Here is a 15,790-nt window from a genome sequence, read left to right as displayed (position 1 = left end):
GCATTGTTTTTGTAGAATAAAGTGTATGAAATGGAAGAATGGATACATTATTTTTGTAGAGAGAAGGTAGGAGAAAGGGAGTAATATGTTGAACTCATAGCAAAAAAAGCCTTCTAGTAAACTAGAAGGCTTTGAAACTATTAATTAAGGTGCTTTCGTGTATCCTAAGAAGTGGCTCTTCCAATAAGAGTTACTTAATGAAGCGATCGCGACACCTTTATCTCCAGCTTGGATAAATGATCCGCCCCCAAGGTAAATACCCATGTGAGAAGGACCAGATTTATAAGTGTTTTGGAAATAAATTAAGTCACCAGGTTGTGGACTTGAAGTTTTTGGTAGGCTACTCCAATATCCTGCAACACTTTGGCGGCTAATGTTATGACCAAATTTCTTAAATACGTGGTAGATGTAGCCACTGCAGTCTACACCGTTAGCAGAAGTTCCGCCCCAAACGTACGGTACACCTTGCATTGATTTTGCATATGCAAGTACGGAAGAACTGTCGCCGCTATTGTTGCCTGTATTATTATTGTTGCTATTGTTTTGATTGTTATTTTGGTTATTGTTAGGCTTATTATCTACTGCGCCTCCAACTGGTGTTTTAGACAGGTAACGTGTTCCGATATAACCAGTTTGACCGTTGTAGTTAATTTTGCTCCATCCAGAGTTTTCAGAGATTACTTGAACCTTCTGTCCTTGTGGAAGTGCGCCTATGATTCTATAATTTGTACCTTCGCCGCTACGTACATTTAGTGCAGAAGCATTAATGTAGTAGTCGCCAATTGCACCTTGGTTAGGTTTTTCAGGTTGTTTTGGTTGCTCAGGAGTAGTAGTGCCACCTTTAACGAATTTTACAAATTCGCTACTAACAAAGCCTGTTTTTCCTTGGTAATTTACTTTAAACCAACCGTTTTCAGATCCAACTACGTTTAATGTTGTACCATTTAAAACGCCACCAATTACACTATGGTAAGCGGCAGGGCCTGTACGAACACGTAGAGATGTAGCGTTAACCACGTAAGAACCACCAGTTTGAATAGTTCCATTATTATTGTTTTGCTCTTGTTTGTTGCCTTCTGTAACGTTTTCGTTAGAACCGCCTTTTGTTACGTAGTCTTTGCTTACATAAGCAGTTTGTCCTGCGTAATTGATTTTGAACCAATCTTGAACTTCGCCAACAACTTGTACTACTTGTCCTTTTTTGACAGAACCTACAGTTGTATGAGAAGTGCTAGGACCTGTACGAACGCGAAGGGAAGATACATTTACTGTATAGTTTCCGCTTGCTGGTTTTACTTCTTGGTTGTTATTATTCGTATTGTTGTTTGAAGAACCTGCATTAGAAGAAACGCCAGATACGAATTCGCCACTTACATAACCTACTTGTCCATTATGGTTAATTTTCACCCAACCATTTTCTTGTCCAATTACGTTTAATGTTTGTCCTTCATATACACGTCCAGAAACAGAACTAGATGTGTTAGGAGCTGTACGTACACGTAATACATCAGCGGTAACTTTATTGTTGCCACCTGTACTTACATTGTTGTTTGCTGCGCCACTTTTTGATACAAATTCGCCACTAACAAAGCCTGTTTGTCCATTAATGTTAATTTTGAACCAACCGTTTTCTTCGCCAATCACGTTTAGTGATTGACCGTTATAAACGCGTGAGATGATGTCGTGAGAAGTGCTTGATCCCGCACGAACATGTAATACGCTCGCGTTTACCTTATAAGATGAGCTGTTTGATGCAGAAGCTTGGACAGTTGTAGCAGCTTTTTGTGTATTTTGTTCAGGTGCAGCTTGAACACTATCAAGTGTAGGTGCTGCTCCTCCTGCTACAGACACTGCCGCAAGACCGGCAAGATACTTTTTCATAATTTGTCGATTCCTTTCTGTCTGTAATGTAGTGAAGAAATATTTACCAACTGTTAAAAATTCTAAAGAGCATGTCGATTACTGTCAAGACTTATATAGGAATCTGAATATGACAAAAAGATTACAAGAAAAAAATCAAGGCATAAAATTACACCTTGATTTCCATTTAAATGCATATATTGAATATGAAAGGACAGAAATTATTCGTGTTTAAGAAGATGACATATTGGATTGTAATAAGATTTGATTAAAAGATTTTTGCAGTTTTTTGGTGATAGGCCCAACTTGCCCATCTTGAATCGCGGTCCCATCAAGGTGGGTCATTGGTAAAATTTCAATCGTTGTGCCTGTAAAAAAGCATTCATCTGCTTGATAAACGTCACGAACGCTGAAAAGTTCTTCCTGCACAGGAATGTGAAGAGTATTCGCTAAAGAAAGGACATATTGACGAATAATGCCATTTAAAATAAGGTGATTGGCTGGATGTGTGTAAAGCGTTCCGTTTTTAATTAAAAAGAAGTTGGAATGGCTTCCTTCCGTTACTATACCGTTCCTTACGAGAAGTGCCTCTTTACAGCCTTTCCGTTCAGCTTTCGTAGCAGCTAGTACGTTTGGTAATAAATTTAATGATTTAATGTCACAGCGTAGCCATCGAGTATCGGGTTCTGATATAGCGCGTATACCATATTCAATCCATAAAGCTGGTCGTTCTTTTTTTGTAATATAGGCATAAATTGTCGGAGGGTTGTCATATGAAAATACATGTGTGCGAGCTTGTACACCACGAGATACTTGCAAATAAATGATGCCATCTTCGTGGAAATGGTTTCGTTCAATTAATTTGTAAAGTAAAGTGATGAGCTCAGCTTTTGAGAAAGGGAGCGATAATTCTACTTCTTCCATGGATCGATATAATCTCGTTATGTGCGGATCTAATAAATGAAAGTTCCCTTTATATAGGCGAATAACCTCATAGACACCATCTCCGAACTGCGAACCTCTCTCTTCAAGTTCTATGTACGTTTGTTGTTTTGTTGTATCAATAACTTCATCATTCCAAAGTACAAATTTTTCGTATGCCAATTTCCGTCCCATCCTTTCGTAAGTACGTAAGTAACGTGAAACTTTCATTCATGCGAGATAAAAATCACTATAGTAATTTTTATGTGAGCAATTCTCTACATATGACCATATATGTATTTGTAAATCATAGAGAAATAAGGATGATCTACCCCGCATTAACGGCAGTAAAGCCCCTACTTACAAATTCGGGTAGAGCAAAGAAGTGAAGTGGGCGAATCACTGCCCGTAAATGCCCGATTGATGAGGGCTGATTAAAGTTTCACTTTACAGCATTTTGTATATACAAATTCGAAAATAAGAAATGAGAATCCTGCTTTTAAATAAAAAAAAGCAACATTCTTATGGAATGCTGCACAAGGAGGGTAGCTATCTTTCATAGGGACATTGTCTCGTTGAATGCTTTGTGTATGGAAACAAAACAAGTTGAAAGACAATTATAAGAAAGTAGAAACAAAAGATTTACACATTTCTTTAAGGGATCTTACGAAAGATGAGAGATGAGAAATATGTAGAACCTCGTTTACATATTTTATTATAGAGATTCTTCATTAACACTATGTGAATATTTGGTAAAGGTTATGTAATTTTAAAGTTAATGAATATAAGTAGTTGTATGGAAGAAAATAAAAAAGAGGCTGAGATTACTCAGCGCTCTTCTTTTCTTCTTTAATAACTGTTTTTACTTCACCAGTTTTGATCTTATTACTTTCAGAGAAGCGAAGTAAGTCACCTTCAATGATTTTATCAGACATGTTCAATTCATTTTGGGCACGATCAATTAGTGGTTGAGATTCTTCTTTCGGTAATTGTACAACTTCGCCAGTAGCACGGTCATAGAATGTACTGTTTGTGTACATGTATTTATCTGTAACGAAGCTACCGTCACGAAGAACAACGAATCCTTTATTATCAGGTGAGAATACATCATGACCGAATCGAACGTCATTTGTAGAATCTACACCAAGTAAGTTTAGAATAGTTGGTTTAATGTCAATTTCACCAGTTGGTTTCGAAATTGTTTTACCTTCTTTTTGACCTGGAACGTGAATAAACATCGGTGTTTTTTGTAAGTTCATATGGTCAAATGCAGTGATTTCTTCTTTTCCTAAGAACTGTGCCATTGCACGGTTATGGTTTTCAGAAATACCGTAGTGGTCACCGTAGAATACGATTACTGAGTTGTCGTAAATACCTTCTGCTTTTAGACGCTCAATAAAGTGTTTCATTGCTTCGTCTAAGTAACGAGCAGTTACCATGTAACGGTCAAATACTCCATCACCAGAATTGTATTCATCGATTAATTTTGTACTGTCATCGTAAGTGAATGGGTAATGATTCGTTAAAGTAAGGAAGCGAGTATAGAATGGTTGCTTCACTTGTTTTAACATATCAATAGATTGATCGAAGTACTCGATATCTTTTAATCCCCAGTTTAATTTTGTTTCTGGCGTAATCTTGTAGTCAAGCTCGTTGTAGTAACGATCATAACCAAGTGCTGGATACATAATGTTACGGTTCCAGAATGTTGCGTTGTTTGCGTGGAATACCGACGTGTGATACCCTTGCTGACGTAAAATTTCTGGAGTTGCTGTATATTCATTGTTACCGTGTGTAAAGAATACAGCACCGCGGTCTAGTGGATATAACGAAGTATCTACTAGGAATTCAGCATCAGAGGTTTTACCTTGACCAGTTTGATGGAAGAAGTTATCAAAGTAATAACTTTCTTTCGTAAATTGGTTTAAGAATGGTGTAACTTCTTGTCCATTAACTGTTGCACCAATTAAGAATGTTTGTAATGACTCAAGAGAGACAACAATTACGTTTTTCCCTTTTGCAGTACCGAACATATTTGGATCTGGTTTACTTTGTGTTGTTTTTACGTAGTTTTCTGTTTCTTGTAATTTACTACCGTCAGCGAACGCTTTTTGTGAACTTGATTTTGCTTGTAAGCCAAGATCGTATACTTGATGTACATATAATCCTAAGTTTTTAACAAGCATAACGCGGTCGAATGAACGTGTTAATAGTTCTGGGCGTTCAGCTTCTGCAAGTCCTAAGTTTGCGAAGAAAATAGCAACTGTTGATACGAAGTATAGAGAACGCATCGGGCGTGCTACACGCTCTGTAGGTGCAAAGTTCTTCATTTTCTTTAATAGAACGAAGAAAACGATAATGTCTGCAAATGCAAGAATAATTTTGTAGTTAAATAATTCTTTCACACTAGAACCTAAACTTCCGAAGTTAGATGTTTGTCCTAGCACCGGTAATGTAACGAAGTCATTGTAGAATCCGTAGAACATTACGTTACCAACAAGAACGATTGTTAAGACAAAATTAATTCCAAGTGCTATATAGTTACGTTTTTTCCCTTTTGCAAATAATGCAAGACCAACAAGCAGTAATGATGCTGCTAATGGGCTAAGGAATAAAATGAATTCTTGCATGAAAGATTCAAGTTTTAAATCAAAGCTTGTGCGTGTAATAAGGTAAGTTTTCAGCCATAAGGCTAAAGCTACGAATACAGTGAAACGCACATTTTGAAATTGTGATTTCAAGGTTTCTTTCATTCATTTCCACCCTTTCTCTATCAGGCTTGGTCGATTTTGGAGCGAAAAATGCTAAAATAAAAAATACATAGTTTTCTTGGCCATAATTAAAGGTTCTATATTCACCCATATACGACTATAACTATGCATACCCTTTTGGTTTCTTTTGTTGCTCATAAGCATAACGTCATTTCTGTATTATACAACAAAATTCATTTCTGAGAAACACTATAACATTTTACATTTTTTGTATAAGATTTGTCACTACCAGAGAAAACTTTAACATTCGTTTATATGTCCGTCAACTAGAAAATATAACAAAGGTAGAGCAGAATGTTAAGTGGAAGTGAAAATTTTCTTTGTTGAGAAATAAGAAATGAAGATGGGTAAGGGTTATCTAGAAATCTATTATATGAAGGAAATAGTGTGAAAATTAACGAACACTTGTTCTTTTTTGGTTTGTTTGTTACAATAAAAGTTCATTGATAGGTTTTGTGTAATTTCCATGAACTTTTACTGATAACATATTGTAGCTTATTTCTTTTTAAAAATAGGGAGGCTTTTTACATGAAACAAAAATTTTCAGTTGAAGCGTTTTGGAAGAAAGGAAAACATGTTGCAAAGCAAGCAGGGCAATCGGTCATTTATGCAAGTTTATTACTGTTTTACGTTTTGCAAAGACCCGATGTTCCAAAACGAGTGAAAATTATTGTAATTGGAGCACTTGCTTATTTTATTGCACCGATTGATGCGATTCCAGATTTCATTGCTGGAATTGGCTATACGGATGATTTGGGGGCGTTAACGGCCGCACTAATACAGGTGTCGTTATACGTCAATGAAGATGTGAAAGATAAGGCACGAGTGAAGTTGGCAGAATGGTTTGGTTCGGATATAGACACAACATTTATCGATCAGAAATTAGGTCAATAGTTGAAACCTGTCATAAGGTGACAGGACGAACGTAAGCGAGGAAGTGCATTATGCCATCAGGAAGAACGCATACGAAAATAAACTTAATATCCCTTCCGGTTGTTTTGTTTTTGCTCTTTTCGTATGGATTAACAAATTTTGATTTTTTATTAACTTTTGCGATTGGTTTTTTAGTAGGTACTTCATTTTTAACACCAGATTTAGATACGTACAGTAATGCTTATAACAAATGGGGTTTCTTACGTATATTTTGGTATCCTTATAAGAAAGTAATGCCGCATCGATCTTTCTTTACACATACGATTATACTTGGTGATGTAATTCGTATTGCGTACATGTTAATCGTCTTTTCTCCATTTTTGTTACTATTAAATGTAATCGCACTGGATGGTAATTTAATAGAAATTGCGAAGAAGCATGAGGTTGAAATTGTAACGTTCTTAATGGGAATTGTTGTGGCAAGTACGCTCCACATTATAGCGGATAAAGTGAATACGCGCCGAAAGAAAATGATGAGAAAAAAGAAGAAACGCAGAAGATAAAGTGAACGAATTAGGAAAAGGGCCCCTTGCAAATTGAAAGGGGCCCTTTTTAAACAAACATTTGTTTAAAATTAAGCTTTCAGCACTTTAATTCCTTTTACAATGTTCCAGATGAAGTAGTATAAGCTGATGATTCCGCAAATAGCTAAGACAATCATTGATCCAATTCCAAGTGTTACATCTGGTTGATCAGATCCAAGGCCCATAATTCCTAGAATAGTTACGCCAATGAATGTAGCGATACTTGGAATGATGTGTGTCCATAGAGCACGTTTTGCATGTGGTTTTGTTTCAGCGTCTCCCACAATCCAAACGATAATAGGGAATAAGATAGGGGCAAATAGTACACTAAAGTATGATAACGCAGCTAATATTTTATTTCCGTTCATATATATCACCTCATGAATAATTTCTGTTGTTATACTATTATTATGCAATAATTTTGGCAAACTTCCTATCGATGAACATTACAAGAACGTGACGATTTTGTAAGATTTTCTGTTAAATAATAAAATTTTCAAAAAAATCTTTTTTAATAGAAATTGTTATGGTACAGTATAAATGAAAGTTGTTGAAAACGTTTTCTTAAACGTTTTTTTATTTTAGGCTTAAAGGTATGATGACCTGATAGTCTATTGATGAGGTTATTCTATTTAAAAGGGGATTCTTTAGGGGGAGAGAACAATGAACACATGGACACAAGTTTATGATCCATTCGGAAACATTTGGATTTCGGCAGCGGTCGCACTTATTCCGATTATCTTTTTTTTCTTAGCTTTAGCAGTTTTCCGCATGAAGGGGTATGTGGCAGGATTTATTACAGTTGTACTTACAGTTTTAGTAGCGTTATTCGCTTATAAAATGCCGTTCACGATGGCAATGGCAGCAACCGGGTACGGTTTTTTGTACGGGTTATGGCCAATTGCTTGGATTATCATTATGTCCGTATTTTTATATAAAATTTCTGTGAAAACAGGTCAATTTGATGTGATTCGTGCATCGGTATTATCGATTACGAACGATCATCGTCTACTCGTTATTTTAATTGGATTTTCATTTGGAGCATTTTTAGAAGGAGCGGCAGGATTTGGGGCACCAGTAGCGATTACAGCAGCGCTTCTTGCGGGTCTTGGGTTAAATCCTTTATACGCAGCAGGTCTTTGTTTGATTGCAAATACTGCACCAGTGGCGTTCGGAGCGATGGGAATTCCGATTACAGTTGCTGGACAAGTAACAGGTATTGATCCACATAAAATTGGACAAATGGCTGGGCATCAATTACCGTTCCTATCATTATTTGTTCCATTCTTTATCGTATTTTTAATGGATGGATTTAAAGGGATAAGACAAACGTGGCCTGCGTTACTTGTAGCGGGTAGTTCATTTGCGATTACGCAGTTCATTACAGCGACATTTTTAGGACCGGAACTTCCGGATATTACATCGGCACTTGTAAGTTTAATTAGTTTAGCGCTGTTCTTAAAAGTTTGGCAGCCGAAAGAAACTTATCAATCTGGGCAAGCAAATAGTGAAGTAGCAGCAACAACGACAGTAGCATCGATGCCAAAATTAACGTTTGGAAAAGTAGTGAAGGCATGGTCCCCATTTATCGTATTAACGGTTATGGTAGTCATTTGGAGCCAAAGTTTCTTTAAGGCATTATTCGCTCCAGGAGGGGCTTTAGAAAGTCTTGTATTTAAGTTTGAAATTCCAGGTCTGCATAATTTAGTAATGAAAGCAGAGCCAATTGTAAATAAACCAACGCCTTACGAGGCAATTCTGAAGTTTGATGTATTATCGGCAACTGGAACAGCGATTTTAATTGCTTGTATCATTTCCATGTTTATTTTGAAAATGAATGTAAAAGATGCAGCAGTGACATTTAAAGAAACGTTAAGCGAATTAAAAATGCCAATTCTATCTATCGGATTTGTACTAGGGTTTGCATTTATCGCAAACTATTCTGGTCTATCTTCTACGTTAGCGTTAGCATTAGCCGGAACTGGCGGACTATTCCCGTTCTTCTCACCATTCTTAGGCTGGATTGGCGTATTCTTAACAGGGTCTGATACGTCTGCGAATGCACTGTTCTCAAATTTACAAGCCATTACAGCACAGCAAGTCGGCGTATCTGAAGTGCTTCTCGTTGCAGCAAATACAACAGGCGGTGTAACAGGGAAAATGATTTCCCCGCAGTCGATTGCGATCGCTTGTGCGGCGGTTGGTCTTGCTGGAAAAGAATCGGATTTGTTCCGTTTTACAGTGAAATATAGCTTGTTCTTCGTCATAATTGTGGGGATTATGACTTATGTTCAGGCATATTATTTAACTTGGATGATTCCGTAAAGTGCAAAAGAAATAAACTTTTCATTTTTCAGATTATCGTGTATGATGGGAAAGTATTGAAAATTAAATCAGTGATAAACTAGGGGTGCCTAACGTATGCGTAGGCTGAGAGAGAAGCGCGTGAACTTCTTAACCCTTTGGACCTGATCTGGCTCGTACCAGCGTAGGGAAGTTAACGGCTTTACATAATGATGTCTTTATGAGCCAGGTCCTTATTTTTTTATGGACCTGGCTCTTTTTATTTTGGCATGCGCTGGCCATATCTTGTCCTTGTCACGAACAGGGGGGCAACAAAAATTATGAAACAATCTGTTTCAGCTGAGCAAATTGAATTGAAGTCGAGTTTACCAGGGAGTAAGAAAGTATATGTGGATGGACCACGAGAAGGTATGAAAGTGCCGATGCGTGAGATTGAACAAAGCGAAACGAATGGCGTTCCAAATCCACCAATCCGTGTGTATGATACGAGCGGTCCTTATACAGATCCTGCGTATAAGGTCGAGTTGGAAAAAGGAATTCCAACGCCGCGCCACTCTTGGATTATGGGGCGTGGTGATGTAGAAGCATACGAAGGGCGTGAAGTGAAACCAGAGGATGACGGTGTGAAAGTAGCTTCGAAGCATACACCTGTTTTCCCGCAAATGGATCGCCAGCCGCTTAGAGCAAAGCAAGGTGCAAACGTTACGCAAATGCACTATGCACGTAATGGCATTATTACGTCTGAGATGGAATATGTTGCGATTCGTGAAGGGGTAGAGCCGGAGTTTGTTCGTAAGGAAATCGCAGAAGGCCGCGCTATTTTACCAGCGAATATTAATCATCCAGAAGCTGAACCGATGATCATCGGGCGTAATTTTCATGTGAAGGTAAACGCGAATATCGGAAACTCAGCTGTATCTTCTTCGATTGCAGAAGAAGTAGAGAAGATGACATGGGCAACGCGCTGGGGTGCAGATACGATTATGGATTTATCTACAGGTAAAAACATTCATACGACGCGTGAGTGGATTATTCGTAATGCGCCTGTACCAGTTGGAACTGTGCCGATTTATCAAGCGCTTGAAAAGGTAAATGGAATTGCAGAAGATTTAACGTGGGAAGTGTACCGTGATACGTTAATTGAGCAAGCGGAGCAAGGCGTTGATTACTTTACGATTCACGCTGGTGTATTGCTTCGTTATATTCCAATCACGGCAAAGCGTACGACAGGTATCGTTTCGCGCGGTGGTTCGATTATGGCACAGTGGTGTTTATTCCATCATAAAGAAAACTTCCTATATACTCACTTTGAAGAGATTTGTGAAATTATGAAGCAGTACGATGTTTCGTTCTCTCTTGGAGATGGATTACGTCCAGGGTCTATTGCAGATGCCAATGACGAAGCACAGTTTTCTGAGCTTGAAACACTTGGTGAATTAACCAAAATTGCTTGGAAACATGATGTGCAAGTTATGATTGAAGGACCTGGACACGTACCGATGCACTTAATTAAAGAGAATATGGAGAAAGAGCTTGATATTTGTCAGGGCGCGCCGTTTTACACACTTGGGCCACTAACGACAGATATTGCACCAGGTTATGACCATATTACATCTGCAATTGGAGCTGCGATGATTGGCTGGTTTGGAACAGCGATGCTTTGTTATGTAACGCCTAAAGAACATTTAGGTTTGCCAAACAAAGATGATGTACGCACGGGTGTTATTACGTACAAAATTGCAGCGCATGCGGCTGATCTTGCGAAAGGACATAAAACGGCTCATCAGCGTGATGATGCACTTTCAAAAGCACGCTTCGAATTCCGTTGGCGCGATCAATTTAATTTATCTTTAGATCCTGAACGTGCGATGGAATATCATGATGAAACGTTGCCTGCAGAAGGGGCAAAGACAGCTCACTTCTGTTCAATGTGTGGACCGAAGTTTTGTAGTATGAGAATTTCACATGATATTCGTGAATATGCAAAAGAAAATGATTTAGAAACGACAGAAGCAATTGAAAAAGGAATGAAAGAGAAAGCAGAAGAATTTAAAGAAGCTGGTAGTCATTTATATCAATAACATGTTACACCTCTTTACTTAATTGATCACACTGTAGTACCTAACTTTATTATAGAAGAAGCCCCATTTGCTAAGACGGTAGCAAATGGGGCTTCTGTTGTTTATAAGGCGAAGAAGAGATGTACCCAGTAGAATAAGAGGAATAGTGTGACGACTGTTGTGAGCGGGATAACGATAAGGGATACACTTAAATAGTCTTTCCATTTTACTTTAATTTTGTTTTGTTTCAGAATATACATCCAAATGAGTGAAGCTAGCGTACCAATTGGTAGTAATAGTGAACCGATGTCACTACCAATGATGTTTGCAAGATAGATAGTTTTTAATGTGACTGGATCTAGTCCCATTTCTGTTAATGTGATTGTACCAATCATAAGGGCAGGATGGTTATTGAAGACGTTAGAGAGGATGGATACAAGTCCGCCCATTGCAAAGCTAGCATAGAGTAGATGCTGATTCACAATTGGCTCGAGCCATTGTACAAGTGCAGCTGTTAATCCTGCGTTGTGGAGTCCGTAAATAATGACGTACATAGAGAAGGCGAAAATTAAAATGTGCCACGGTGTCTTTTTCAAAATGTCGACAGGATTTGTTCGTAAGTAGTACCATCTCCAAATGAGAAGAACGAGTGAACCAAGTACTGCAACGATTTCAATTGGGATGGATAAGAAGGATGCAACAAATAGAAGACAGCGCATAAGGAAGACGAAACCTAATACTTTTAACATGAATCTTGTCCGTTTTTGTTTCGTATCAACAGAATTATTTCCTTTTAGTGGATGGAAGTTTTTCGTGAAGAAAATTTCTTCAATATCATATGAAGAAACAGGTAATTTTTTCGGAAGTTTTTTCTTCAAAACTGTATACATGAGCCATGACATAAATAATAAGCCTAATGTTGCAGGTACAAACATCATAGCAGTATGCATATAAAGAGTCATATTAACGATATTTAATGCGATTAAATTTACGATATTACTTACACCAATTGGTGCACTAGATGCCGTAGCGATTAAAGCACCACTTAATAAATAAGGAATTTGCTGATGAGGTTTTAATTGAAGATTTTTTAGAAGAAGAATTAAAATTGGAGTTGTAATTAAAATACTACCGTCGTTATTGAATAAAAGAGTCATGAGAAAACATAATAATTGAATATACCAGTATAAGCGGCGTCCAGACCCCTTTGCTAAATTTGCTAGTTTCGCTGCGGACCAATGGAAAAAGCCGAAGCTTTCTAATATAACTGCCATGACGATAGTCGCTAATATTGTTATGGAAGCACCGCCAATTTTACTTATAATATCCATGACGTCTGGTTTTGATACAAGTCCAGTAATTATGATGATACCAGCTCCGATTGCTGCTGGCCACGCCTCATTTAAACCTCGAGGCCGCCAAAAGATAACAATCATCGTTAAGAAGAATACAATAATAGTAATCCATATTTCAATGCTCATATTTTGCCTACCTTTCTATTTTCCCTTGAATAGATGTAGCTTGTCTCAAGTTTATATTGGTAGTATATTCAGCAAAAAATAAGAAGAACTAGACGTATAACGAGATGAAGCGAATATGTGTTTTTCATGCTAAAGGACAAGTGTCACGAATAGTGAAATAACTATTATGAGAGGAGTCTATAAATTATTGGGCAGTAAGATAGTAAATGAAATTTATATGGGCGATTATTGAGATGTATTGGCGCAAGTTAAAATATATCAGCGATTATTGAGATATATTGGCGCAAGTTAAAATATATCAGCGATTATTGAAATATATCGGCGCAACTGAAAATATATCAGCGATTTTTAAAATATATCGACTTATCGACAAAACATGACAAAAGGAGCCTATCCCAAAATGCCTTTTGGAACAGACTCCAATGCTATATTATTTTTCCTTCAAAAAAGTACGATCCTTCAAGAATAAGTTCCAGAAGAAAATAAATCCTGGTAATAAAATTGCAATCCCAATTGCGTATAGAATGAGCAGTGCATAGAACGTTTCTTTCGTTGTAAAGCTTGTAAATACCGTTACGTCAGGATAAATAATATACGGTAAATGCGCGACCCCGTAAGCATAGCTTGCAAATGCATATTGAGCGACGACAGCTAAAACGGCAATGCGAGGGTATCCTAGTGTATTGTACTTTTTGTTTGTCCACCAAAGGGACGAGTATCCGATAACGAATAAAACAATAGAAACTGTAAACCATGGGAATTGCTTTATTAATCCTTGCATAAGCCAATGTGTTTCTGGATCCATTACAACGAGGGCAATAATTGCCGTAACGAGCGTTGCAGGACCAAGGATGATAGCATTTCTTCTATAAATTCTATACGTATCTTCTGAACTTTGTTCTCTCGAAAAATCAGCAAGAAAGAGAGAGGAGAGAAATAGTTCAGAAGTTAGTCCGAAGAGCATATAACAGTAGATAACTGGGCTAGAAAGAAGTTTTCCATATAGGAGTACTTCCTTTCCTTCAGACATTGTAATATAGGCTCCCTCTGTAACGGGTAAAACGGTAATTAATAGTGCTGGAATTAATAGACCAGTAATACCTGAAATAACCCGAAGAAGGTATTGATATTTTGGCAAGGAGTAAGCAAATACCATAAATGTACTACGTACTGCAATGAGCACTAAAATTAACATAACTGGTACGAACATTACTGTCGCAAGAGTAAAGGCCGCTTTCGGAAAGAAGCCGAGAAATGCGACAACGACGAAAACGAGAAACGTATTTGTTATTTCCCAAGTTGGTGATAAGTATCGATTCGCAAGTTTAGCAGCGAGCGTCGGATGTTTTGCGTATACCATGCCCCAAAAACCAGCGCCAAAATCAATGGACCCTAGTATACTGTATACGAAAATAAGGGCCCATAAGATGATGATTGCAATACTTTCCTCATACATGAGAATCGCCTCCTTGGTGTTGTAAATCATTCTTTAATGGATGTCTTCTAAAGAATGTCCGTAGAACAATGACTGTTAAAATAGCGAGTCCAATATACAAAATGATGAACAAAATAAATAAAGGACCGACGAAATCAGCGCGTGTAGCTGCATCGACGGTACGTTGCATACCATAAATTGTCCATGGTTGACGACCGCTACAACTGAAAATCCATCCGAATTCAATACCGAGCATCATAATTGGTCCGCATGCGGCAGCCCCCCAAAGTAGCCACTTCGGTAGTTCTGTTCCCTTTTTTCGGTACACGAAATACCAATATAAGAGTGCAATTGCTGCAACTGCAAAGGTGAATGCAGCAGTGCCGACCATTAAGTTGAATAGTGTATGTGTATAAAATGGTGGCCATGTTTCTTGTGGGAATTCCTTTAAACCTTTTACGACAGTGCTAGGGTCTAGTCCCACTAATAAGCTAAGCATGTTTGGAATTTCAAGTGCGTAGTTTAGTTCAAGTGTATTAGGATCCACAACTCCGCCAATGGATAGCGGTGCGTGTGATGTCGTTTCAAATAAAGCTTCAGCAGATGCAAGTTTTTCAGGTGAGTGTTTATGTAAGGCAATCGCTGATTCATGTCCTGAAAGCCACATCGTAGCGCCTGTAATAAATGTAACGACAAGCCCTAATAGTAGCCCTTTTTTATGATAAGCAATTTCACGTGTACTTAAATTTTTCTTCAATAATTTAAATCCAGCGATAGAAGCAATGACAGCCGCACCAGTTGCATAAGCCGTAATAACAACATGGAATGCACTTGTGCCAAAACTCGGATTAAAGAAAGCTTTCCACGGATCAACGTTAAAAACAGATCCATCTGGATTCATTGAAAATCCTGCTGGTGTATTCATCCATGTGTTTGCTGATGTAATAAGCACGGCGGATGCTGTGGCACCAAGCATGACGAAAAATAGCGAGATTAATCTCATAAATGGAGGAAGTTTATCGGCTGCATATACGTAAATCGACATGAATAAAGCTTCCAAAAAGAAGGCGAAAATCTCAATTTGGAAGGGAACAGAGATAACTTGCCCAACAATTTTGGCGAAACCAGGCCAAAGAAGTGAGATTTGCACACCAACAATTGTTCCAGTTGGAATTGCTACACCGAGAAGAATAGCAAAAGCCTTTGTCCATCTTTTCGCCATAATGGCATAGTCGGAGTCTTTCTTCCAGTGATAGAGTATTTCGCTTATAAAAATCATCAATGAAAGTCCGACGCCAAGTGTTGCAAAGATAATGTGGAATGCTAATGAAGAACCAAAAAATGCTCTTGCTAATGTTACCGTATCCATATGTAAACTCCTCTTCTTTTTTGCCATTATTTTCTGATTGAATTGGAAGATTTATTCAAAAAAACTACCAAAAATATATATGTATTTAAAAAGTGAATATGATAATATAACGTTGTAATATTTTGAATAGAA

Annotated in this window: 11 protein-coding genes and 1 riboswitch; of the genes, 4 read left to right on the top strand and 7 right to left on the bottom strand. The window is 37.7% G+C overall.

The window, feature by feature from the left end; all coding sequences use genetic code 11:
• Positions 1–144: 144 nt before the first annotated feature.
• From ACQGS6_RS13265 to ACQGS6_RS13255, 3 genes are all read right to left on the bottom strand, one after another.
• Entirely contained in the window at positions 145–1,881 is a 1,737-nt protein-coding gene (locus tag ACQGS6_RS13265; protein WP_025966397.1) for an SH3 domain-containing protein, read from the bottom strand.
• Positions 1,882–2,091: 210 nt separating this feature from the next.
• Positions 2,092–2,976, bottom strand: a complete 885-nt coding sequence (locus tag ACQGS6_RS13260; protein ID WP_080473662.1) for a D-amino-acid transaminase — start codon at positions 2,974–2,976, stop codon at positions 2,092–2,094.
• Positions 2,977–3,605: 629 nt separating this feature from the next.
• Positions 3,606–5,534 carry an LTA synthase family protein gene (locus ACQGS6_RS13255; protein WP_000665358.1) on the bottom strand — a complete coding sequence of 643 codons (1,929 nt, stop codon included), beginning with the start codon at positions 5,532–5,534 and terminating at the stop codon, positions 3,606–3,608.
• Between the two features lie 546 nt (positions 5,535–6,080).
• On the opposite strand from ACQGS6_RS13255, the gene ACQGS6_RS13250 reads away from it, so the two are divergent.
• A complete protein-coding gene (locus ACQGS6_RS13250; protein ID WP_000810364.1) occupies positions 6,081–6,446 on the top strand; it encodes a YkvA family protein in 366 nt (121 codons plus the stop codon).
• Positions 6,447–6,496: 50 nt separating this feature from the next.
• Positions 6,497–6,988, top strand: a complete 492-nt coding sequence (locus tag ACQGS6_RS13245; RefSeq protein WP_001139060.1) for a metal-binding protein — start codon at positions 6,497–6,499, stop codon at positions 6,986–6,988.
• Positions 6,989–7,059: 71 nt separating this feature from the next.
• Here the strand turns inward: ACQGS6_RS13245 and ACQGS6_RS13240 are convergent, their stop codons facing one another.
• On the bottom strand, positions 7,060–7,377 hold the full coding sequence (locus ACQGS6_RS13240; RefSeq protein WP_001014099.1) for a DUF4870 domain-containing protein: 318 nt from the start codon (positions 7,375–7,377) through the stop codon (positions 7,060–7,062).
• A 295-nt stretch (positions 7,378–7,672) separates the two neighbouring features.
• On the opposite strand from ACQGS6_RS13240, the gene lldP reads away from it, so the two are divergent.
• Positions 7,673–9,334: an L-lactate permease gene (gene lldP, locus ACQGS6_RS13235; RefSeq protein WP_426965212.1), complete on the top strand. Its 1,662-nt coding sequence runs from the start codon at positions 7,673–7,675 to the stop codon at positions 9,332–9,334.
• A gap of 71 nt (positions 9,335–9,405) precedes the next feature.
• A riboswitch (TPP riboswitch) is annotated at positions 9,406–9,521 on the top strand.
• Positions 9,522–9,633: 112 nt separating this feature from the next.
• Positions 9,634–11,394 (top strand): phosphomethylpyrimidine synthase ThiC, encoded by a 1,761-nt coding sequence (gene thiC / locus ACQGS6_RS13230; RefSeq protein ID WP_000814479.1) that lies wholly within the window; start codon positions 9,634–9,636, stop codon positions 11,392–11,394.
• A gap of 101 nt (positions 11,395–11,495) precedes the next feature.
• Here thiC and ACQGS6_RS13225 read toward each other — a convergent pair whose 3' ends face one another.
• The 3 genes from ACQGS6_RS13225 to cydA all read right to left on the bottom strand — a co-directional run bounded on the left by ACQGS6_RS13225 (position 11,496) and on the right by cydA (position 15,658).
• Positions 11,496–12,854: an arsenic transporter gene (locus tag ACQGS6_RS13225; RefSeq protein ID WP_000021123.1), complete on the bottom strand. Its 1,359-nt coding sequence runs from the start codon at positions 12,852–12,854 to the stop codon at positions 11,496–11,498.
• A 430-nt stretch (positions 12,855–13,284) separates the two neighbouring features.
• Positions 13,285–14,310 (bottom strand): cytochrome d ubiquinol oxidase subunit II, encoded by a 1,026-nt coding sequence (locus ACQGS6_RS13220; protein ID WP_426965211.1) that lies wholly within the window; start codon positions 14,308–14,310, stop codon positions 13,285–13,287.
• Positions 14,303–15,658, bottom strand: coding sequence for a cytochrome ubiquinol oxidase subunit I (gene cydA / locus ACQGS6_RS13215; RefSeq protein ID WP_426965210.1), 1,356 nt, complete (start codon positions 15,656–15,658; stop codon positions 14,303–14,305). The genes ACQGS6_RS13220 and cydA overlap by 8 nt, the downstream gene beginning before the upstream one ends.
• Between the last annotated feature and the right edge of the window lie 132 nt (positions 15,659–15,790).

The organism is Bacillus sp. GMs2/2 (assembly GCF_050172095.1).
GTDB classification, from domain to species: Bacteria; Bacillota; Bacilli; order Bacillales; family Bacillaceae_G; genus Bacillus_A; species Bacillus_A cereus.
Note: the sequence above shows the minus strand (reverse complement) of the source record. Positions and strands in the feature narration are given on the sequence as shown.